Genomic DNA, 21,057 nt, shown 5'->3' with positions numbered 1-21,057 from the left:
AACAATGCTTGTCGCTGATCTTCCAGCGTTAATATGGTATCTCGCACATACCTCGGCTTGTTTCAATAAAGCAACCGCCCATATCCAAATCTCGCCCGTAGGCTTCATAGTCAATGTAATTCTGTAAGCTGGGTGGAATGTCCCCAAGTGCCTGCAATTCGTCTATGTAGTAGTAGGCAACATCTGTCATGGTTTCACAGTCGGGATAATAGTAAATATCGTCCTTATGTTCCACGACTTCTTCCAGCGTCCCATAGTGGCTGATAAATTCGTCCAGACACTCTACAATATAGTCGGGAAGTTCCTCTATCATTTCATACATCTCATTGAGTTCTTCAATGGAAACATACTCGCCAATCGCAATGGGAAAGTTGTCGGTATCATGGATAGCGTATTCCTCATACTGTTCATTCAAGCCGATTTTTTCTTTCACATCTTCCTCGTCAATGGGGAACGTGAACCAAGCACCGACTAAATAGCCCTCATTGTATTTGCCAAGATTAGCAATATAAACCGCCATATCATCAATCATAAGCACCACCTCATTTCCTACTCTGGCAGTTCAAAGATACCGTGTTCTGTTACTAAAAATTTCCCGTGTTCCTGCAAGTGAGAAGCGTAGGCTTCAAAGTCAAAGTAGTATTCTTGACAGTCCTCGGATAAATGCTTGAACATCGGGTCGTTCATCAGCTTTTGCCTTGCAACATCTATCATGCTTTTACAGTCGGGATAAACAATAATCACGTTCCTGCAAATATAAAGTGCTTCTAAATTTTCAAACACCGTAAGTAGTGATACATATTCTTCCTGCATATCACTTGAAAGCTGGCGGTACATAAAATCTAATTCGTTGAGCTGGTACACGCTGGTGTGTTCGTGGACTTCATCAGCATAAGGCAACACCTTTTCGATAATACGATAATCCCCACTTTCTGCACCGATACCTAACTTTTCTTCAAACTCGGCAACATCTATCGGCAGGTCGAACCAGTATGATATTGTTTCTTCGCCAGTTGTTCCTCTCGTTTCCACCAGCACCCTTGTTTCCTGCATTGTTCCTCACGTCCTTTCTGTTGCTTCATCACATCTTTTAAGCTCTGGTACGACATACCAAACACATACTTTGAAAAATCTTCTAACTGTTTTATATCATAATTCGTAAGCGGTAATCGCTTCATTTCATGCCACACTTTACGCTTGTAAGAGGGCAGGTTAGAAATATAATCACAGCCGACGTTTGCCTGCATATCCTTAAAAATATCGCTCATTTCATCACTCCAATCTGATTTTAGGTAAGAAAAAAGCAGTCAATCCTAAGACTAACTGCTTTATGTATATGGATATAATTTGATTAAGTTTTAAAACCAGTTTGTTTTTTCATCTCTAAATTGAGGGTTATCGCTGTGTTGATATGGATTATAGTTATTCAGATTGCAACCATATTCTTTTAATGATTTGATTTTGTTATCTTCTGTCCATTCAATTAAGGAAATACCGTCAAATTCTTCAACGCTTCCCGTATTCATTTCATTTTTAAAATACCATTCTACGACAGTTTGATTTTCTTTATGAAAGAACTGTTTAATATCCCAAATAATGACTTTACCACGAGTATTCCATTCATTAAACCAATGTTTTACTGTTTTAAGATTTTCATATTTAGGACACCAGCTTTCCGTATAAACAACATCTTCTGTAAAAATTTTATCTATTCCTAAGTCTTGCTGTTTCAACCACATATCAAACCATAAACGAATAATTTTTTCTCTCTCATTCAAAATAGAACACCTCGATTACTTCTTTTTTCACATTATAGCACCCATACATCAGCCCCACAATAAAATTTTATGCACCGATAATCTTATTGAACAGCTCTAACAGTACATCTTTCACACCGCCAGCATTGAATACCAAGCCGACAGCAATCAAGGCAACTACCAAGAAACCGATAAGTTTTGAAAACTCACGCTTGAACCCTAAGTAGATACCGATAACCACAATCGACATAAGCACTAAGCTCTGTGCGTTGCTTAAAAACCATTGATACAAATTTTGCCCGAAATTCATGTTATTTGTCCTCGCTTTCTTTTAATTTCTTCATTTCATAGTCAGCTCCTTTGCCAACACTTAAAATACACATCAAGGCTACGCCGATACCCGTTCCAACAGATACCAGCAGGAAGTCTTTCAATAATTCCCACATTTTTTCATCACTCCTAACTTTCTACTAAATCTTTTGCAGGGGTCGTCTGCTGTTTGATTATCATTTCATGCTTTTCTGTGAGCTTTGCCTGCTGTTCGATAGTTTTCATGTAGTCTGTTCCGTTTCCCTTATCAATCCTTTTCAGCATTTTCAAGGTCGGTGCTACCTGCCGTTGTACCCACCGCAATGTACGGTCTAAGGTGTAAGGCTCTGGCTTTGTCGTCAGCTTCAAGCTCTGTCTGTTATCGCCGATAAACCACGCCCAGCGGTCATTGAGTTTCCAGTCATTTTTTCGCTTGTCTGCTTCTTCATCAACAAACCGCACATACTGGTTGATGATAGAAAAGGCAGTCTGCTCTGCGTCATAATAGGTCAGCAAATCTCGTACTGCATAATAGGCACGTTCATTTCTAAGCCGTATCTCAAAACGGTTGATAATGTCGGCTTCTTCCAGCGGTGTCCCTAACTTGACGTACTGCTCATAGTCCTTTTCATAGATACAGAAATACACATCTGATTTTAGCGAACCAAGATAAAGGGTGCGTCCCATATATTCTCTGTCGTCCTCTCTATGCTTGATAAGCTCGCCCGACTGATAAAACTTATAACTTCTGGACTTTCCGATATATTCCCGTTTCCTGCATTTTTCCGCAAGCTCTGGAATATCCAAAATACCCGTATGGTCGTTGATAGCAAGGTCGATACGCTTCATCACGCCACCGTCTATGAGTGCGTCCATGAGAAAGTCATACCAACTTCTTTGTTGTGCCAGCAGGTAACTTTCAAACTGTCGGCAACCACGCCCCTTTAACTCTAAAAGGACACCTTTTTCTTCGTCAGCCGACGTATAGATAAAGATGTCCCCTAAAGAATAATGCTCCGTATAACTGTAATGTCCGTAATCTTCATGGAGCATATAATTGATATTCAGTTTTAATATATCTTTGATGATGTGCTGTATATCCAGCGTGGGAAAACGAATTTTCACATAATCAAACAGCATGGTAAGCGGTACTTCTGGATTGAACCTTGCCAGTTCCTTATGCAGAGTTTCCAGAAGTTCCTTTGACGGCTTCATTTTTCCACTTTCTATCTTGTTGAAATATTCCCTTGTGATACCAGAAGCCACCGCCAGCCTGCCTTGTGAGATACCGTAAGCAATCCGTTTCTCCCGTAATTCTTTTATCCGTTGTTCTTCATTCAGAACCATACCCCCAATCTGTAAAGTGTGAAGTTTTTTAAGGCGACTTCACAGCCGATTTTTGCTAGAAAACCATGCCAGAAGCCTTATGTTTCCTATGTTTTTTGTCTATTGTCTATTTGCAAACGTACCCCTCTGTTAGATACCGAGGGGTTTTACCTGCTGGCGTGGCTTACGCCACACCAGCAACGGCTAGTCCGTGCCGTCGCCTTTCGCTTCGCACGTCGCCGTCCCGTCCTGCCTTGCTTGTGCAAGAGAACCGATAGTCTGTAAAAAATCATGTCCTTTCGGGACTAAAGGCGTGTAAAATTCACTGATGACGCTTGTTCCAACATCACAATAGCCACGCCCCTTGATACGTTTCTGGAAAAACTGTTTCTTCACATCAGAACCGAACAGCATACCGTAACCTAATTCGCTGATACGCCCAAGTCCTACACGGAAATTGAAGTTATCTCTGATACCGTCCGAGAAATACTTTGCGTCTGGACGCTGGCAGGCAACGATAAGGAAATAACCTGCTTGTCGTCCTAACATAACGATTTTCTTTAACTGGCTAAGTAAGCTCACACTTTCTTTCGTCCCCAGCATTTCAAAAAATGCTACATATTCATCAAAGATAAGAAAGCAGGGTGGCAGTCCCAGATAGGCATAGTTTTCGCCCGTCTTATAGTTCGGGTGTCGCTTCATTTCCTCACTTCGCTGTACCATGCCCTCATAAAAGGCATTGACGCAATCAATCATTTCTTCTTTGGTGTGATACACATTTTCCATAACTGTCCCTAAGTCTGCAAGGTCAGCGTTCTTCGGGTCTAAGATATAAAGGACAGCGTTTGTATGCAGTAAGGCTTCAATGAGTGTCAGCAGAAAATATGTTTTACCGCCACCAGTCCCACCAGCAATCAGAGCGTGAGGGAGTGCGTCATATTCCCAGACAAGATTTTTCATCAATCTAAGACAACCGTTTTCTGCCCGTACTTCATCAATGGTAATGCGGTTCGCTATCATATCATAAAGCAGGGTATATTCGATATAGCCGTCATGCAGGGTCTTGTCGGTCAGCTCACAATACAAGCCACTTTCCAACTTATCCTCCAACCGTAAAAGCTGGTCTTGATATTTTCCCAGCGTAATTTCACAGCGGATATGAAGAAGTCCTTTTTCCATTTGATAATAAATCTTTGGAAACCAGACGATTTTTTCCCTTGATCTGCTTTGCAGGTCAGTAAAAAAACCGCTGTCTTGTACGGTATCGGCTTCATACCACTTATTTTCCAGTATCATTCTTGCCAGCTTTTGACGGTGCAGTAGCTTCTTGAAACTGTCGTAACAGAAGCGGTAATACAGAAAAGCGACCAATGCACAAACACCAGTCGCTATCAGTATGGTTATGAAGTTGTAAAGGGAAAGCGTAAAGCCATTGTCTAATAAGCTGAAATGTTCCCAGTCGGTACGCATGAGCTGTTTGCTATTCAGTAGCAGGAGAACTGCCACGAACACAAACAGAAGCGTCTCTATGGAAAAATGATAAACAAGGTGCTTGTCGCTGGCTCTGATACGGTGTCCTTTGTTCCAAATCATACGCATAAATCAATCACTCCTTTCTGGGTATGAAAAAAGCAGTCAATCCTAAGACTAACTGCTTTGTGTGTAGGGATATAAAATTGTAAAACTAAGATTGCATTTCAGATATGGATTTGAAACCCCTCATAGCTGAATATACCATTCCCTTGTTTTAATTTCCCTTCATTTGACAAGTTGTGAAAAGCTGTCTCTATCTTGTCAATTATAGTAACTGGAATAGATAAATGATGATGTCCTGGCAAAATTCGACTTATCTTTAAAGATTGAATTTTTCTAACAGACTTCCAAAATTCTTGTGGGTTTGTTGATGGATAAAAAGCATCAAGGCAACCGCTATATATCAAATCGCCGGAATACAGATATTTTCTATCCGCTTCATAGAAACAACAATGTCCGGGAGAATGACCGGGCGTGTGAATAACTACCAACTTTCTGTTCCCTAAGTCAATACAATCTTCATCATGTAAAATCATTTGCGGAACCCCTTGAAAAATCTGATATTTCTCTACCTTAAAATCCGAGGGGAAATCACATGGATTGCACATAATATTGTTTTTTACCACTTGCAAAGGTATAGGGAATTTGACCGATAGCCATTCTTTTTCTGCTTCATGAACTGCAATAGACCGAAAATATTTATGTCCACCGATATGATCCCAATGAACATGAGTAGTGATTACTGTAACGGGCAGTTTCGTCAATCCATCAATAACCTCTCTGATGTTGGAAACACCTAAACCTGTATCAATCAGAATGGCTCTTTTTGTCCCACACAATAGATAACAATGTGTTTCTTCCCAGTGTTTGTATTCGCTGATGACGAATGTATCTTGGTCTATTTGTTCGACGGTAAACCAACTGTCCATATACTATTCTCACTCCCTAAAAATTTTAATTTGTCGCTTTCTTCATACCCATATTATAACAGTTCCGTATATCCTCTACAACGAAAATCTATTCAGCAAGTCTATTTTTTCGGTTGTCCCTGCGGTGTATGGTTCTGTGTATTGCCTGCGTTCTGGTTGCTTTTATTCTTCAATACAATATCCTCTGCCTTTACATACCAGTCCACATCTGCACCCGTATAGGTTTTTCTTGATACCGTATCGGCTACTGGATTGACAAGCTCCACAACCGCATTGTACGGAAATTCCCTTAACGGTACTTCTGGCGGTACGGACACGGGGATAATTCCACCATGCAGACTGCACTTCAAATCATAGATACGCTTTTTAAGCTGGGTACTCGGTGTCCCGTCCTCATTCTGCAAGAACACATCTCGCACCGCTGTAAATTTTAATTCTCCAAATGTTTTCTCTTTGTCAATAACAAACCCGTTTGATAATCTCATAAATTCTTCACTCCTTTACTTTTCTTCAACTGCTACAATATCATCAGCAAGCAACACATAATCGGTATGTCCCATATCCCCGATTGCGTAACCTCTGCCATATAACTTCGGATTGACAAGTTTTACTTTCTGTTCATACTTGAAATGCTTTTCGCCAGCCTGCACGGGAATTTCTACCACAACATTTTCGCCTTTTTGTACGTCAGAATAAAGGTTATAGCTTCGTCTGGCTAAGACCCTGCGGTTATTTTTATCTCTTTCAAAGACTGGCTCACTTTCGCCTGCAAATTCAAGAGTTCCAAAAGACTGTGCCATATCTGGCACGACATATTTCATTTCCATAGTGTTTTACCTCATTTCTTTCTATTTTTGATAAGTTTTTTGATTGTGATTTCTTATTCTGGCGGTTTGGGAAGTACCAGCAATCCCCCAGATAGTAAAGGGTAAAATCAATGCTTACGCACCCTTGACTATCCGTGTTCTTGCAGGTAAGTAGCAGACAATCCAGAATAAGCGGAAGTCTGCCGACACGGTATCGGCGGAGAACGTGATTTTTCTTTTCTCATACCGTTACCGCCTTATGATTTCTTCATTTTACGGCGTTTGCAGAAGAAGATACCTGCCAGTCCAGCACCAGAAGTCAAAAGAAGTGCAAGCAGTCCGTAAAGGTTTGTGCTATCGCCAGTTTTTGGACTGTCTGTTTTATGCGGTGTATCTGGTGTCTGTGGTGTTTCGGGTTTCTTTGGTTCTTCTGGGACTTTGGTTTTTTCCTTAAAGGTAATCGTCTGTCCCTTATCCTCAATATCCTTATGCTCGGTAACTTTCTTCGGCTCGTCTGGATTGCTTAAATCGTACAATTCTTCAAAAGTTACAAGCTGTTTGCCGTCAAGAGAAGTAGTGTCAAAGGTAAAGGCAACTTCCACTTTCATAGTTTCGCTGTCAGCAGTAAAAGTGTAATCACTTTTCACACGTTTTCCATTGATAAGAAGCTCTGCATTTTCTTCTTTCAACATCTGCCAGCCCACAAGTTTGTACTGTGTACCGACTTCTAAGCCCTCTAAGATTACGGTATCAATGATTGTAACGTCTTTTCCAGCTTCAAGCTCTTTGTTGCCGTCCTTATCCGTAGCAGTCGTATGAATTTTGACGATACGCTCTGTGATAAGTACCGTCTGTCCGTCGTCCTCAATGTCTTTATGTTCCGCAACTTTTACGGGTTCGTCTGGATTGCTTAAATCATACAATTCTTCAAAGGTAACAAGGTTTTTGCCACCTAAAGCAGACGCATTAAATGTATAGGAAATTTCCACTTTCATTTCTTCATCATCAGCGACAAAGGTATAATCATTTTCCACACGTTTTCCATTGATAAGAAGTTCTACATTTTCTTCTTTTAACATCTGCCAGCCTTTTAACTGATACTTTGTGCCTTTTGTAAGTCCGTCTAATTTGACAGTATCAACAATCGTAATCTCTTTTCCTGCAAGGATAGTCTTTTCGCCGTCTTTGCTGGTCGCTGTGGTATGGATAGAGATTTCTTTTTCGTATTCATCAGTCAGCGTTCCTAAATCAATCACAAGGTTATTTCTTGATACCACGATTTCAAAAGGTGGGATAAGTTCAAAACCTTTGTTACTATCAGAGCGTAATTCTTCAATGATATAGGTATCATAAGGTAACGCACCTTTGCTGTCATCTGGTTCAGAAGTTCCAAACCACACACCGTCCTCGCTGGTCTTTCCTGCGTTTGTATTGTGCTTATGAGAAGCCCATTCAGCAGAAGTGGAGAATTGCCCGTTATCATCAGTTACCACGACATGATTTTCGCCCGTCATCTTGCTTGTGATCCTAAAGGGAACATTAGCAAGACGCTTGTGTGTACCTGCACCGATTTTTACACCCTCAATATCTCCACGCTTAATCTGATTATAGATAGAATGAGCTTCGTCGGTTAAGTCCACGATTTTTCCGTTTTCTGTGATTGTAAAATCAATCGGCTTTGCACCGTCAGTTAAGTAACCGTCGGGAGCTTCACTTTCAACGATACGGAATTTTCCATAAGGTAAAAGGTCAGAAGAAGTAGAAGCGACACCCTCAATATCGGTATGGATTGTTTTTACCACTTCATTTTTCTTGTATAATTTGCCCTCAACCAATACCGCATTATCATTTAAGGAAATGATGTCAAAAGCAGTATCTTTCAAGGTAGCACTTCCTTGTGGCTTTGTATCGCCCGTTTCTAAATCTCGTTTCTGAATTTTCACACCACCACGGATAACCTTGTCTGATACAGAAAACTGGTTACTTCCAGTAAGTACGGCAAGGTCGCCGTCCTCTGTAATCTGTGTTACATATAAGCCTTTTATCTGTTCGGACTTATCGCCAGCCTGCATATATGCACCGTCTAACAAGTAGCCGTTTGGAGCTTTCGTTTCCTCAACGGTTAGCGTTCCAAGTGGAAGAACCGCCTTGCCGTCCTGCATATAGAAGCTATCGCCAGATACCTTGTATGCGTCCGCTAATTTTGCGATGTAGTGAGTTGTCCCGTCGCTGTCTGTTTCAGCGATTGTCTTTGTAACCCATGTACGAGTAGCTTCGGCAGGGAGATTGTCTTTATTATAGAAGCCTGCATAATACTTCCATGTAAATTCCGCACCTGCTAAAGAAGCGTTCCCTTGCGGATTGTCTTTCTGTGTTTCCATATCAATCTTGAAAAGCTCAATCAAAGTGTCCGTTACTTTTGGCGTATCTGATACTTTCAAAATTGCTGTCTTTCCAACTTCAACCTTTAAGGAATATATGGTTTTATCTACTTTATATCCTGCTGGTGCGGATAACTCCTTGATATAAACTGTGCCAGCCTTTACCTCTACAACATCTGTATTTCCGTTTTCATCAGTCGTAAGGGTGGCAAGCTGTTTCGTACAGTCCTTATCAGAAAAGACACCATAGGTTGCACCTGCAATAGAGTAATTCCCGTTACCGTCGGTAATGCTGGTATTACTGGAAGTCTTTTGCAGTTTCGCATTTCCGACATTCAGCTTCGCCCAGAATTGTCCTAATTCCTGCCCCTCGCCAGAGTAGATATAACCGCCACATTCATAGCGTCCTTTATTTTCTTTGATAAAGGCTTTTGCACCAGAGAAAACTTCGTCCTGTGTTGCCTTTGGAATTTCATCATAAGAAGCTCGCACGTTATCACATTGCCAGCCAAAATGTACGCTCAATCTCTGCCAGACTACACATTGTTCCAACAGATAGACTTGTTTGTAGTTCAGTTCCTTGTGAGCTTCGCCATACTGTTTGACATACTCTAAGGATAACGCCACATCTGAAATCTGGTCAGCACTCATGCGTGAGCTTGCGTCAGCTCTGGTCTTGTAACCGTTCTTAAAGTTTGTGTTAATGTCGATACAATAGGCAGTTTCGCCCTCGACTTTCATATAGCCCTCATTGAATGTCGAACCGATAGAACCGTCATTCATTACTTTTTCAATGATACCGACACGCTCTGCACTTTCCGTCCAGTATTGCTTACTTTCTGCATGGACGGGTGTAGTCGGTAAAGCAGTAACGACAGTTGCAAGAGCTAAGAAGCCCGTACACAATCGTTTTAACATCTTTTTCATAAATCTAATGCTCCTTTCATTTTGGGTAATAAAATAGCCGTCCAATAAGAACGGCTGGAAATAGAAAAGGAACGTCATGTTAGGCGTTCCATAGTCTATGAGTTATTCAATTTTTTCTTATTTTAATACTGATGTGCTGTACCATATCTTTGCATATCTAGGAAAACTTGCGTATCAAGGCTCATTCGTTAGTAGTAAATAAGTAGTAAATTGATGTATTTGTTTTCTTGAAAATGCTGATAGATACTGTGTTTTAGCGGATAATCAGATTTTTATTGTGTTTTTAATATAAATGCTTGACTGTAAACCTTGTTTATAGCTTATTATTAAGTAAAATAGAGTTGCTCGAAAGGAGGGCATAATATGACTATAAAAGACGTAGAAGAGCGAACAGGTTTATCCCGTTCTAATATCCGTTTTTATGAAAAGGAAAAACTTATTGAGCCTTCGAGAAATGAAAGTAATGGTTATAGAGATTATTCTAAAAATGATGTGGAAAATATAAAGAAGATTGCATATCTACGTACATTGGGAATTTCTATTGAAGATATACGAAATATTATATCCGAAAAAGTAACATTGCAGGAAATGCTTGAGAAGCAAAAGGAAGTATTAAAAAATCAGATTACTGATTTGAATAAGGCGAAACTCATGTGCGAAAAAATGCTGGATGAAGGAAGTATTAGTTATGAAAAATTACAGGTAGAACAGTATGTAACAGATTTTCATGACTATTGGAAAGATAATCGAACTGTTTTCAAACTGGATTCAGTCAGCTTTTTGTATATATGGGGAAGTATGCTTACCTGGACTATGATTACCGCACTATGCTTGATTATTGGGGCTTTGTCTTATTCTAAGTTGCCGACAGAAATTCCAGTACAATGGAGTAAAGGAGTGGCAACATCCCTAGTTAATAAAAACTGGATTTTTATTTGTCCTGTTATATGTATCATAATCCGTTATTTATTAAAACCTTTTATCTATGCGAAATTGCAGATGAACAATTATTATGGAGAAATTATAACAGAGTATTTGACAAATTATATGTGTTTTATGAATAAAAAAGCCCCGCCGCAGCGGGGTTTTTTTATAGGAATTTATCAAGTTCAGTCTCGACACGCTTATTTATTTTAACTTTAGGATTTTCCATAATCGTTCCTCTTGCGACAACCATTTTTACATGTCGTAATGCTCTGAGGTCATCGAGTGGGTTTTCCTCGGTTACAATCATATCTGCACATTTATCTTTTTCGAGCGTACCGGTAATATCACCGATTCCCGCCATTTCGGCAGCTCTTGCGGTTGCCGTATACAGTGCAAACGCATTGGAAACGCCCGTATATTTGTGGAAATAATACAATTCTCTCCAGAAATCATACTGTGTAATCCACGGACATCCGACATCATTGCCAAGAACGACAGGTATATCATTTTCAAGTGCCGCTTTCGCACATGCAATTATTCCCTCAAACACAACATTTCCGTTAAACTGTTCAACTTCAGTTGCGTTGGTAATCGAACGATCAAACAATGCATACGGAAGTGCAGGCGAAATTGTTGTGCAAAGAAATGCTTTTCTTTCCTTGAATAACTTAATTGTATCATCATCAATTTTTGCACCGTGTTCAATTGAGTCAACACCATTTTCAAGAGCAACACGCACCCCCTGCGGAGATTCGACATGTGCAGCAACTAAATAGCCATTTTCATGTGCCTTGTCACAGACTACCTTTACCATTTCCGGAGACATTTTCAGTTCACCCGGAACACCTTTTTCTTTTGCGTCCATTACGCCGCCAGTAATCATAAGCTTTATCAAATCAACCTTTTCTTTTTCCGATTGCTCCAGATGTTTTAAGGCTGTATCTATACTGTCCGCCGCAACAGCAACAGAGCCAGCCATATGTCCGCCAGGCACGGAAATCCCTTCATTAGCGGCAAGTATTCTAGGTCCCATCTTTGTTCCTGCATTAATCTCATCTCTTAATTTTGTATCAAAACTTCCAAGTCCGCCAACCGTTCTTATTGTTGTCACACCGCTCATAAGCTCTGTTTTTGCAAATCCGGCAACCATACCGTATGCAATTGAACGCATAAGTGCATTTCCCATAAGTATTTTTACAAGTTTCTCATTATCACGCTGTTTTTTCTGCGGCTTGCCATTACCTGCAAGGTGAACATGCATATTTATAAGACCGGGCATAATATATCTGCGTTTTAAATCAACTTTTTCATATCCATTCAAATCCGTGCCTGCCTTGACAATATCCTCAATTTTATCATTGTCCGTAAGTATGACGAAGCCCTCTTTTACCTGCATATCTTTGGTTCCGTCAAGTATTTTTCCGTTAATATAAGCATATTTCATATTTTTATACCCCGTGTTTTTGAAATGTTTATTTAATACCAATTAATCAAAATCTTACGCACTGATTGACTTTCCTGTGTAAAGCTGATAGTATCTGCCTTTTTCTTCCATAAGCTGGTCATGTGTACCACGCTCAATAATTCTTCCCTGTTCCATAACCATAATACAGTCTGCATTCCGTACCGTAGAAAGACGATGAGCGATAACAAATGAAGTTCTTCCTGTCATAAGTGCATCCATACCACGCTGTACAAGTTTTTCTGTACGTGTATCAATAGAAGAAGTCGCCTCATCAAGAATAAGAACAGGAGGATCTGCAACTGCCGCCCTCGCTATTGCAAGAAGCTGACGCTGTCCCTGACTAAGGTTCGCACCACCGCCGGTAAGCACTGTGTTATAACCATCAGGAAGTCTTTTTATAAATCCATCAGCATTAGCAAGCTTTGCGGCAGCTATACATTCTTCATCAGCTGCATTGAGTCTTCCATATCTGATATTGTCCATAATCGTGCCTGTAAAAAGGTTGGTATCCTGTAAAACAATGCCCAGGCTTCGGCGTAAATCGTCTTTTTTAATATGATTAATATTAATTCCATCATAACGGATTTTACCATCCTGTATATCATAAAACCTGTTAATAAGGTTGGTAATTGTTGTCTTTCCGGCACCGGTAGAACCTACAAACGCAAGCTTCTGACCAGGTTTTGCGAACATTTTTATATCGTGAAGCACGATTTTGTCAGGATTATATCCAAAATCAACTCCATCAAATGTAACATCACCCTGAAGTCTTGTATACATTTCATCTTTGTTTGCAGCATTTGGTTTTTTCCATGCCCACATCTCTGTCAGTTCTTCAGTTTCATGGATTTCACCATTTGAATCATAACATATATTTACAAGTTCAACATCACCTTCATCTGTCTCTGGTACTTCATCACAAAGGTCAAATACCCTGCCGGCACCTGCCATAGCCATTACAATACTGCTTACCTGCTGGCTTATCTCTGTTACAGGCTGTGTGAAACTCTTGTTTAATGAAAGAAATGCTACAAGTGTACCAATTGTAAGTCCTGAAAAGCCGCTTAATGCAAGCACACCACCTACAAGTGCACACAAAACATAACTTATATTTCCTATATTTTCATTGATAGGCATTGTAATATTTGCAATTTTATTAGCATTGTTGGCACTTTCTCTTAACTTGTTATTAATCTGCTTAAACTGTTCAAGACTTTCCTGCTCATGACAGAATACCTTAACAACCTTCTGCCCTTCCATCATTTCCTCAATATAAGCATTTACTTTACCGATATCTTTCTGCTGTTCAATGAAATATCTGCCAGATGCAGCGGAAAGCTTTGATGTCACAAAAAGCATAATTGCAACCATAATAACAGATACAATTGTAAGTGGTATATCAAGAACTATCATACTTACAAATGTTGATACAAGTGTTATAAGTGAATTAAGAACCTGTGGAATACTCTGGCTTATAAGCTGTCTTAATGTATCAATATCATTTGTATATACCGACATTATATCTCCATGTGCATGTGTATCAAAATATCTGATTGGAAGTGATTCCATGTTAGTAAACATCTCTGTACGGAGCTTTTTCATAGTACCCTGACCAACATTTACCATAATTCTGTTATATCCGTAGGAACATAAAACACCCACTGCAAATATTGCTACAAGTTTTAAAAGAGCCTGTGCAAGCGGTGAATAATCAGGAACTGCCATCTGGGTAAGAGGCACAATGTAATTATCAATAAGTTTCTGTATAAATAAAGTTCCACATAATGTCGTAAGTGCCGAAACCAATATGCAAACGACCACCATGAAACATGCCAATTTATAATTTTTTACTATATAAGAAAGAAGTCTTTTTAATAATAAAAGCGGATTCTTCTCTTTGTTCTCATTTTTATTTTTCATGTCTTCCTCCTATTCTCACTATTCTGCCGATTCGTCGAAATCGCCGCCGCCCTGCATCTGAACTTCACAGATTTCGCGGTAAACTTTGTTATTTTCCATAAGATTCTCATGTGTATCAAAGCCACTGACTTTTCCATCTTCAAGAACAATAATTCTGTCGGCATCCTGAATACTTGAAATTCTCTGCGAAACTATAAGCTTTGTTGTTCCCGGAATTTTCTGGGCAAATGCCTGTTTGATTTTTGCGTCTGTTGCAGTATCTACAGCACTTGTCGAATCATCAAGAATAAGAACCTTTGGTTTTTTAAGCAATGCTCTCGCAATACAGAGTCTCTGTCTCTGACCACCTGAAACATTAGTACCGCCCTGTTCTATCCATGTATCATACTTCTTAGGCATTCTCTCGATAAATTCATCAGCACATGCCTGTTTACATGCCTCAACACAATCTTCATATGAAGCATTGTCATCACCCCATCTGAGATTGTCAAGTATTGTTCCTGAAAACAGGACATTTTTCTGTAATACTACAGCCACCTGATTACGGAGTGCATCCATATCATAAGTTCTTACATCTTTTCCGCCAACACATACAGAACCTTCAGTAACATCATAAAGACGGCTTATAAGGCTCACAAAACTTGATTTTCCGCATCCTGTACCACCAATAATACCAATTGTCTCACCTGCATTAATATGAATATCAATATCATGTAAAGTATCCTCTGTACTGTTTTTTCTGTATGAAAAATTAACATGATTAAAATCGATTCTTCCGTCTTCCACTTCTTCATAAGGTTTTTCCGGATTGGCAAGGTCCGCTTTTTCATTAAGAACTTCTGAAATACGCCTTGCACTTGCCGCACTCATTGAAACCATTACAAATATCATTGAAAGTATCATAAGTGCCATAAGCATGTTCATTACGTAACTGAACATTGATGTAAGATTACCAGTTGTAATTGAACCCGACACAATAAAATGTGAAGCAAACCATGACAATGCAACAATACATCCATATACAACAAGCATCATAGTCGGATTGTTAAATGCAAGAAATGACTCGGCTTTAACAAATGTTTTATAAAGATTATCTGCCGCTTTATTAAACTTTTTATTTTCATGCTCCTCACGTACAAATGCCTTAACAACACGGATTCCTGAAATATTCTCCTGAACGCTCGCATTGAGTTCATCATATTTTTCAAAACCTGATGTAAAAACCGGTGTTACTTTATATATAATAAAGAAAAGTACAAATCCTAAAAATATAAGTGCAACAAGAAATATAATACTTAATCTCGGACTTATTATTACACACATTGTAATACTGCAAATCATCATGAGAGGTGCTCTCACAACACTCCTTATTATCATCTGATAAGCATTCTGTACATTAGTTACATCAGTTGTCATACGTGTTACAAGACCTGCTGTACTGAATTTATCAATATTAGAAAATGAAAATGTCTGTATATTTTCATACATTTTCTCTCTCAGATTACACGCAAATCCTGTTGATGCTGCCGCCCCATACTTTCCTGCCTGTATACCACAAAAAAGGCTCAAAAATGCTATAATAAGCATTATTCCACCATAAATACCAACCTTTCTCATATCTCCGGCCTGTATTCCTTTATCAATTATTGAGGCTGTTATAAATGGAATAAGAATTTCCAAAAAAACTTCAACTGCAGTAAATATTGGCGTTATAATTGATTCTTTTTTATATTTGCCCATACATTTTGCTAATGTTTTTATCATATTTTTATCATTCTCCCTTCGATTAAATTCACCTTATAAGTCTACAGTCAGCATGACTTGATACTGTCATATACTTTCTGCAAAAGATTTCTAAGCTGTCCTTTTTCATCATCATTAAGTGCCTTTAAAAGTTCCCTCTCATTTTCATCCATTGAAGCTCTTGCCGTCTTGCATATCTCCTCACCTTTTGCCGTGAGCTTTACATGTTTGATTCTTTTATCATTTGAATCATAAAACCCCTCTATCATCCCATTTTTTTCCAGACGTGCAGCAATTCCTGCCATCGTTGCCTGTTTAACTTCAAAATGCTTTTCAAGTTCTTTTAGCGTTATCGTCTCATCGGCTGCCTCGCTGATAGTTGCGAGGACCTTAATCTGCGAAAGGGTGACATCATTGCACATCAACGTATTATTAGCCTTTCTTCCAAGTGCATCGTTAAGTCTCTTTATAAGTTCACCGCAATGCAATGTTTCTCCAAACATATGCTCATTCCTTTTCATAAAATTTGATAAATAGTTTCTTCTAGATGCTCTAATATATTACAAAAATAATCGGCTCTGCGTCTTAAGCGTCTGGCTCTTTGATGACAGTTATCTTCAAGTTGTCAACTTTAATCAATCTTTCTTGTCTGCATTTTGGACAATAAAGGGGATAATTCTCCAAAACAGTGTCCTTCCTAATTTTATTACGGGTTTTGCTCCCACAAACAGGACACAATATCCATTCGCATTTCATCATAATTAGTCTCTAATCCTTTCAAATCTCATTTTATATGACTTTTGCAAGCTGTTAAGCTAACTTGTGGAACATATGCCGAACCTTATCTATACGGCTATTCGGGCGGCGGGGTTGGCAAATAAATTTACCAATAGCTGGCTGGTATCCTTTTAACTCTGTCAAGCAGACTCCCTGCCCATTTGTGAAATAAGTTAAATCGTTCCTGTATTCTTGAATACATCTAGCAGGGATTTCTCCTTTCAGAATGACCTCGTCATTCTTTATCTGAGTACTTACAATATCTGCACAATACCTTGGAGCATCATGATACGCCAGTGAGAGATATTCCTGCGGTGCATAAATTTCAAAGTGGAGATATGGCTCTAATAGTTCTGTCCCTGCTTTTTTTAAAGCCTGCTCCAATACGATAGGGGAAAGCAGCCGAAAGTCTGCGGGGGTACTTACAGGACTATAATACAATCCATATTCAAAACAGATTTTACAGTCTGTCACTTTCCATCCATACAGCCCCTGCTCGCAGCCATAAAGAACCCCCTCCATAACCGCATTTTGGAACGATTGATTTAAATATCCAAGTGAAACTCTGCTTTCATACTGCACTCCGCTTCCAATAGGGAGCGGCTCTATGGACAACCCGACAGAAGCCCAGAAAGGATTTGGCGGGACTTCTATGTGGATGGTATATTCTGCTTTTCTAAGCGGTCTTTCCATATATATAACAGTAGGCTCTTTTATTTCTGCCTCCACATGATATTTTTCCTCAAGGATGGCACAAATGACTTCCATCTGCACATTCCCCAAAAAAGATAACATAATCTCATGGGTAACAGTATCAATGTCAAAATGCAAAAGAGGGTCTGTATCAGCAATCTCTGCGAGGGCATTTAACAGGGCTTCCCTTTGCTCCGGCTTTTGCGGCTCTACCGTTGTCCGAAGTAATGGCATGGGATTATCAATCCGTGTTTTGTGAGGCAGGAGTTTTTCATTTCCCAGGATATCGTTCAGTTTCAAAGTATCATCAGCTAAAATAACAATTTCTCCCGGACAGGCATGGTCAGCCGGGACGATTTCACCGTTTGTCGGAACACACATCTCTGTGATTTTTATTTTCTCTTTTTCAGATATTCTAATAACATCCCTCAAATGCAATGTTCCGCTATATATACGCACATAAACAAAACGCCGCCTTTTCTCTGAATATTCAATCTTAAAAACCTGCCCGCATAATTCAGATTGACCTTCAGGCGTTGATGAATAAAATTTACTGGCAATCACTTCTATAAGCTGCCGAATCCCCAGATTGTTTTTAGCGCTTCCGTGATAAACGGGAAATAACGTTCCGTTTTGGAATCTCCTGTTTTCTTCCTGTTCCAGTTCTGACATTTTAAACGGTTTCCCTGACATATATTTCTCTAATAGTTCATCGTTTCCCATAATTACCGCATCCCACTGTTCCATATCGTCATTGTCCGTTACATTTATATGGGGATGCTGCCCAACCTTTTGCTTCACTATAATTTCCGAAGAAAGCTTTGCTTTCATTTCCCGATATACCATTGGCAAATCAATCCCCTCTTGGTCAATTTTATTGATGAAAAAGATTGTCGGAATCTTCATTGTCTGTAGTGCATGAAACAGTATACGGGTCTGTGCCTGTATGCCATCCTTTGCAGAAACTAATAATACTGCTCCGTCTAAAACGGATAAAGAACGGTATACTTCCGCCAAAAAATCCATATGGCCTGGCGTATCTATAATGTTGACTTTTACATCCTCCCACTGAAAAGATGTCACTGCTGTCTGGATAGTGATTCCCCTTTGACGCTCCAAATTCATTGTATCTGTCCTTGTTGTGCCTTCATCTACGCTCCCTAGTTCTGCAATTGCACCACTGGTATATAATAAACTTTCCGTTAATGTTGTCTTTCCTGCGTCAACGTGAGCCAGAATGCCTAAGTTAATTATTTTCATGTGATTTTCCTCCTATCAACACCCAAAAAAGGGCATAAAAATACCCAGTGATAAATACTCCTATCACTGGGTAAATAACTCCAATAGCCCCAAAACACTTATATGTTTTCGGGCATATAAAATTACATGATAAAAGTATTCTTAAACTGGGTACAAAAAACTAAGCCCCATATTAAAAGTGAAACGGGACTGCTACTTTTTGTTCCCACTATCAAATTGACAGTTTATTTAAGAATACCTTGCCGCATATTTATTAACTCCTTGTATAAAACTGAATCTAATTATATTCCTTAACCCTTTATTTGTCAAGCCCTTTTTAGCATTATTGACAAGAGTATCTTCCTGCATTTCTTTGATCTGGTTCTGCATATTGGTGAGTTCTTCCGTCATGGAATCAATCTTTTTCTCCAGTCCATCCACATAGCTGCATATCTCAAATACATCGTTTGCCTGCTCTTTCATGGCATTTTTCTTTAATAAGTCGAGAAGTTCTCTTATGACCTCCTCATTGGTAAGTGTTTTTCCTGCTTCCATATCCATTCTGTTTCCTCCATTCTGTAAATGGGGCAGCCTTGGCCGCCCCTGTACTCTGATTACTGATTATCGAAAGGGCGTCGCCTCTTTGTCCTTCTCTTTATCGGGATTGCCATGATGTTTCTCTGCACTCTCTCTTGCATTTTCGTTGCTCTTATCCTTTGCTTTCTCATATTCAGAGATAATCTCATTATAGAGTTTTTCCCTGAAATCCTTTGTGACCGGATAGCAGACATCCTGGTAGATTGGCTTGCCCTGCTCGTCCACCTGCTTTGTCTTATAAGAAGGCATTGATACAAAGATTTTCTCTTTGCCCTGCACGATATTGATGTTATTTACGATGAAACTGTTTTCAAAATAAATGCGTGCAAGTCCCTTGATGTTACTACCTTCCCTCTCATAAGGTGTTACAGTTACGGAAAACTCCGGCATTTCCTGTGTACGCTCCTGCTTCTGTGTCTCCTCTTTCTCCGGTTCCTTAATTCTTGCATAGGCATCAAGGATATTGGTATAGAGTTCCTCTCGAAACTCTGCTGTGATAGGATTGCACACATCCTTATAGATCACACCGTTGCTTTCATCACGCTCATTGGAGCGGTATCTTGGCATTGATACAAAAAGCTCTCCCTTATCCTTATTCTCAAGGATTGCAATATTGGTAATCTTAAATGAATCACCAAATACTACTGTTGCAAATCCTTTGATGTTGCTGCCCTCTTTTGCTCTTACTTCGTTTACTTTAATTGAATACTTCATATGCTATTCCTCGCTTTCTTTTTGTTCTTTGTTTTGCTCCGGTATGATAAGCTCACACCAAAGCTGTTCTATCTGTTCACAAGACAATCTGCCATTAAGCCAGTTGCCAAGTGTAACGACCATTCCATCCTGCTCGTAATAGAGCCACTCCTGTGTTTCAATGTTCCCCTCATACACGATAGTCACATCAAAATCAGGCATAAATAATCCTTCCTCTGCATCCCATACACAGGCTATTCCCTGTCTGAGTGTCAGATTCAGGCTTTCGACATACACAGACCAGCCGCTTACGACTATCTGAAAGTCATCATCAATCTCAGCAATATCATCCTCGATGTCAATTAGCTCTTCCATTTCTGCTACTGCCTCTTCTATCTCACCTAATCGGTATCTCTTATTCATCCATCACCGCCTCCTTATAAATGCACCTGACCACAAAACGCATGGTTCCTTTCTGGGAACAGGTAAAAAGAGTTAATTCTTTTTCTGTACCCTGTGTCTTGATGCTGTTATCATACGGATTTACTACCTCTGTCTCTATTACCTCATAGATATGCTTCAGCCCATTTTTGTCGGTTATCATTACTTCATCACCTATGGATATCTGACTTAGTGGTGTAAAAAATGTGCCATATCTGCTGCCATTATGACCGCACAATACACAGTTGCCACTTTCTCCGATTCCTGCAGTCTCTTCTATATGACCAATCCCTGCATTAAGCACTTTACTTGTGGTTCCTTCCATTACCGGATACCTGATATCTAAGCCCGGTATCTCAATGATGCCGATAACACCGCCTTCTTTAAGAATGGCTTCATCCTCTTTACTAATGGAGGTTTGCTCTTCCTCCACATCTGTTTCTTCATCGTAATCATCCTCCAATGTCTGCTCAAATTCACTTATGAGCTGTTCTGTCTGTTTTTCTCCGGTTGTCCGCCAGAAAAAAGGGACTGCCATAATGGCAATCCCTGCTGCAATCAGTAGTCCTGCGACCACTTTTCTTATGCTCATAT

At 39.5% G+C, this 21,057-nt stretch carries 22 protein-coding genes and 1 pseudogene; 1 reads left to right on the top strand and 22 read right to left on the bottom strand.

Annotation, left to right across the window (positions count from 1 at the left end):
- Positions 1-28: 28 nt before the first annotated feature.
- The 12 genes from DWW33_RS12535 to DWW33_RS12475 all read right to left on the bottom strand — a co-directional run bounded on the left by DWW33_RS12535 (position 29) and on the right by DWW33_RS12475 (position 9,968).
- The gene (locus tag DWW33_RS12535) at positions 29-532 is read right to left on the bottom strand and encodes an antirestriction protein ArdA (protein WP_002323345.1); all 504 of its coding nucleotides are present in this window, start codon (positions 530-532) and stop codon (positions 29-31) included.
- 17 nt (positions 533-549) lie between these two features.
- Positions 550-1,053 (bottom strand): antirestriction protein ArdA, encoded by a 504-nt coding sequence (locus tag DWW33_RS12530; RefSeq protein ID WP_003062492.1) that lies wholly within the window; start codon positions 1,051-1,053, stop codon positions 550-552.
- Positions 972-1,268 (bottom strand): hypothetical protein, encoded by a 297-nt coding sequence (locus tag DWW33_RS12525; RefSeq protein WP_008687105.1) that lies wholly within the window; start codon positions 1,266-1,268, stop codon positions 972-974. Before DWW33_RS12525 ends, DWW33_RS12530 begins: the two co-directional genes overlap by 82 nt.
- Before the next feature lie 90 nt (positions 1,269-1,358).
- Positions 1,359-1,778 carry a nuclear transport factor 2 family protein gene (locus DWW33_RS12520; RefSeq protein WP_003060053.1) on the bottom strand — a complete coding sequence of 140 codons (420 nt, stop codon included), beginning with the start codon at positions 1,776-1,778 and terminating at the stop codon, positions 1,359-1,361.
- Between the two features lie 67 nt (positions 1,779-1,845).
- Positions 1,846-2,067 (bottom strand): hypothetical protein, encoded by a 222-nt coding sequence (locus DWW33_RS12515; RefSeq protein ID WP_003060793.1) that lies wholly within the window; start codon positions 2,065-2,067, stop codon positions 1,846-1,848.
- 1 nt (position 2,068) lies between these two features.
- Positions 2,069-2,203 carry a DUF3789 domain-containing protein gene (locus tag DWW33_RS12510; RefSeq protein ID WP_003061156.1) on the bottom strand — a complete coding sequence of 45 codons (135 nt, stop codon included), beginning with the start codon at positions 2,201-2,203 and terminating at the stop codon, positions 2,069-2,071.
- 13 nt (positions 2,204-2,216) lie between these two features.
- Positions 2,217-3,413, bottom strand: coding sequence for a MobT family relaxase (mobT, locus tag DWW33_RS12505; protein ID WP_003062030.1), 1,197 nt, complete (start codon positions 3,411-3,413; stop codon positions 2,217-2,219).
- 183 nt (positions 3,414-3,596) lie between these two features.
- On the bottom strand, positions 3,597-4,991 hold the full coding sequence (locus tag DWW33_RS12500) for an FtsK/SpoIIIE domain-containing protein (RefSeq protein WP_076627806.1): 1,395 nt from the start codon (positions 4,989-4,991) through the stop codon (positions 3,597-3,599).
- A gap of 98 nt (positions 4,992-5,089) precedes the next feature.
- Positions 5,090-5,854 (bottom strand): MBL fold metallo-hydrolase, encoded by a 765-nt coding sequence (locus DWW33_RS12495; protein WP_008687118.1) that lies wholly within the window; start codon positions 5,852-5,854, stop codon positions 5,090-5,092.
- A gap of 101 nt (positions 5,855-5,955) precedes the next feature.
- The gene (locus tag DWW33_RS12490; RefSeq protein WP_008687119.1) at positions 5,956-6,339 is read right to left on the bottom strand and encodes a YdcP family protein; all 384 of its coding nucleotides are present in this window, start codon (positions 6,337-6,339) and stop codon (positions 5,956-5,958) included.
- A 15-nt stretch (positions 6,340-6,354) separates the two neighbouring features.
- The gene (locus DWW33_RS12485) at positions 6,355-6,681 is read right to left on the bottom strand and encodes a YdcP family protein (RefSeq protein WP_008792581.1); all 327 of its coding nucleotides are present in this window, start codon (positions 6,679-6,681) and stop codon (positions 6,355-6,357) included.
- A 236-nt stretch (positions 6,682-6,917) separates the two neighbouring features.
- Positions 6,918-9,968: an SrtB-anchored collagen-binding adhesin gene (locus DWW33_RS12475; RefSeq protein ID WP_118639635.1), complete on the bottom strand. Its 3,051-nt coding sequence runs from the start codon at positions 9,966-9,968 to the stop codon at positions 6,918-6,920.
- A 363-nt stretch (positions 9,969-10,331) separates the two neighbouring features.
- On the opposite strand from DWW33_RS12475, the gene DWW33_RS12470 reads away from it, so the two are divergent.
- A complete protein-coding gene (locus tag DWW33_RS12470) occupies positions 10,332-11,105 on the top strand; it encodes a MerR family transcriptional regulator (RefSeq protein ID WP_242991902.1) in 774 nt (257 codons plus the stop codon).
- Here the strand turns inward: DWW33_RS12470 and DWW33_RS12465 are convergent.
- The 10 genes and pseudogenes from DWW33_RS12465 to DWW33_RS12420 form a co-directional block, all read right to left on the bottom strand.
- Positions 11,059-12,339, bottom strand: coding sequence for an amidohydrolase family protein (locus DWW33_RS12465; RefSeq protein ID WP_117529001.1), 1,281 nt, complete (start codon positions 12,337-12,339; stop codon positions 11,059-11,061). The two genes, DWW33_RS12470 and DWW33_RS12465, sit on opposite strands and share 47 nt — an antisense overlap.
- A 54-nt stretch (positions 12,340-12,393) precedes the next feature.
- The gene (locus DWW33_RS12460; RefSeq protein ID WP_117761253.1) at positions 12,394-14,280 is read right to left on the bottom strand and encodes an ABC transporter ATP-binding protein; all 1,887 of its coding nucleotides are present in this window, start codon (positions 14,278-14,280) and stop codon (positions 12,394-12,396) included.
- Between the two features lie 18 nt (positions 14,281-14,298).
- The gene (locus DWW33_RS12455; protein WP_117761255.1) at positions 14,299-16,044 is read right to left on the bottom strand and encodes an ABC transporter ATP-binding protein; all 1,746 of its coding nucleotides are present in this window, start codon (positions 16,042-16,044) and stop codon (positions 14,299-14,301) included.
- 47 nt (positions 16,045-16,091) lie between these two features.
- Entirely contained in the window at positions 16,092-16,526 is a 435-nt protein-coding gene (locus DWW33_RS12450; protein ID WP_158550875.1) for a MarR family winged helix-turn-helix transcriptional regulator, read from the bottom strand.
- 82 nt (positions 16,527-16,608) lie between these two features.
- Positions 16,609-16,779, bottom strand: a complete 171-nt coding sequence (locus tag DWW33_RS12445) for a cysteine-rich KTR domain-containing protein (protein ID WP_004614788.1) — start codon at positions 16,777-16,779, stop codon at positions 16,609-16,611.
- A 54-nt stretch (positions 16,780-16,833) separates the two neighbouring features.
- Positions 16,834-18,753 (bottom strand): tetracycline resistance ribosomal protection protein Tet(O), encoded by a 1,920-nt coding sequence (tet(O), locus tag DWW33_RS12440; protein WP_118639634.1) that lies wholly within the window; start codon positions 18,751-18,753, stop codon positions 16,834-16,836.
- A 303-nt stretch (positions 18,754-19,056) separates the two neighbouring features.
- A pseudogene (locus tag DWW33_RS12435) lies at positions 19,057-19,293 on the bottom strand (DUF6674 family protein); the annotation flags it as partial.
- Between the two features lie 60 nt (positions 19,294-19,353).
- On the bottom strand, positions 19,354-20,043 hold the full coding sequence (locus DWW33_RS12430) for a SpoVG family protein (protein ID WP_117477954.1): 690 nt from the start codon (positions 20,041-20,043) through the stop codon (positions 19,354-19,356).
- Between the two features lie 3 nt (positions 20,044-20,046).
- On the bottom strand, positions 20,047-20,445 hold the full coding sequence (locus tag DWW33_RS12425; protein WP_117477953.1) for a hypothetical protein: 399 nt from the start codon (positions 20,443-20,445) through the stop codon (positions 20,047-20,049).
- Positions 20,438-21,055 (bottom strand): class D sortase, encoded by a 618-nt coding sequence (locus DWW33_RS12420; RefSeq protein ID WP_117477952.1) that lies wholly within the window; start codon positions 21,053-21,055, stop codon positions 20,438-20,440. Before DWW33_RS12420 ends, DWW33_RS12425 begins: the two co-directional genes overlap by 8 nt.
- Positions 21,056-21,057: the final 2 nt, after the last annotated feature.

The organism is Roseburia sp. AF15-21 (assembly GCF_003479505.1).
Classification (GTDB): domain Bacteria; phylum Bacillota; class Clostridia; order Lachnospirales; family Lachnospiraceae; genus Roseburia_C; species Roseburia_C amylophila.
Note: the sequence above shows the minus strand (reverse complement) of the source record. Positions and strands in the feature narration are given on the sequence as shown.

Coding starts and splice junctions, on each gene's coding strand:
- mobT (WP_003062030.1), bottom strand. CDS start 3,413: ATGGTTCTGAATGAAGAACAACGGATAAAAGAATTACGGGAGAAACGG.
- DWW33_RS12470 (WP_242991902.1), top strand. CDS start 10,332: ATGACTATAAAAGACGTAGAAGAGCGAACAGGTTTATCCCGTTCTAAT.
- DWW33_RS12525 (WP_008687105.1), bottom strand. CDS start 1,268: ATGAGCGATATTTTTAAGGATATGCAGGCAAACGTCGGCTGTGATTAT.
- DWW33_RS12450 (WP_158550875.1), bottom strand. CDS start 16,526: ATGTTTGGAGAAACATTGCATTGCGGTGAACTTATAAAGAGACTTAAC.
- DWW33_RS12535 (WP_002323345.1), bottom strand. CDS start 532: ATGATTGATGATATGGCGGTTTATATTGCTAATCTTGGCAAATACAAT.
- DWW33_RS12465 (WP_117529001.1), bottom strand. CDS start 12,339: ATGAAATATGCTTATATTAACGGAAAAATACTTGACGGAACCAAAGAT.
- DWW33_RS12460 (WP_117761253.1), bottom strand. CDS start 14,280: ATGAAAAATAAAAATGAGAACAAAGAGAAGAATCCGCTTTTATTATTA.
- DWW33_RS12510 (WP_003061156.1), bottom strand. CDS start 2,203: ATGTGGGAATTATTGAAAGACTTCCTGCTGGTATCTGTTGGAACGGGT.
- DWW33_RS12425 (WP_117477953.1), bottom strand. CDS start 20,445: ATGAATAAGAGATACCGATTAGGTGAGATAGAAGAGGCAGTAGCAGAA.
- DWW33_RS12485 (WP_008792581.1), bottom strand. CDS start 6,681: ATGGAAATGAAATATGTCGTGCCAGATATGGCACAGTCTTTTGGAACT.
- DWW33_RS12490 (WP_008687119.1), bottom strand. CDS start 6,339: ATGAGATTATCAAACGGGTTTGTTATTGACAAAGAGAAAACATTTGGA.
- DWW33_RS12445 (WP_004614788.1), bottom strand. CDS start 16,779: ATGAAATGCGAATGGATATTGTGTCCTGTTTGTGGGAGCAAAACCCGT.
- DWW33_RS12475 (WP_118639635.1), bottom strand. CDS start 9,968: ATGAAAAAGATGTTAAAACGATTGTGTACGGGCTTCTTAGCTCTTGCA.
- DWW33_RS12500 (WP_076627806.1), bottom strand. CDS start 4,991: ATGCGTATGATTTGGAACAAAGGACACCGTATCAGAGCCAGCGACAAG.
- DWW33_RS12515 (WP_003060793.1), bottom strand. CDS start 2,067: ATGAATTTCGGGCAAAATTTGTATCAATGGTTTTTAAGCAACGCACAG.
- DWW33_RS12495 (WP_008687118.1), bottom strand. CDS start 5,854: ATGGACAGTTGGTTTACCGTCGAACAAATAGACCAAGATACATTCGTC.
- DWW33_RS12430 (WP_117477954.1), bottom strand. CDS start 20,043: ATGAAGTATTCAATTAAAGTAAACGAAGTAAGAGCAAAAGAGGGCAGC.
- DWW33_RS12455 (WP_117761255.1), bottom strand. CDS start 16,044: ATGATAAAAACATTAGCAAAATGTATGGGCAAATATAAAAAAGAATCA.
- DWW33_RS12530 (WP_003062492.1), bottom strand. CDS start 1,053: ATGCAGGAAACAAGGGTGCTGGTGGAAACGAGAGGAACAACTGGCGAA.
- DWW33_RS12420 (WP_117477952.1), bottom strand. CDS start 21,055: ATGAGCATAAGAAAAGTGGTCGCAGGACTACTGATTGCAGCAGGGATT.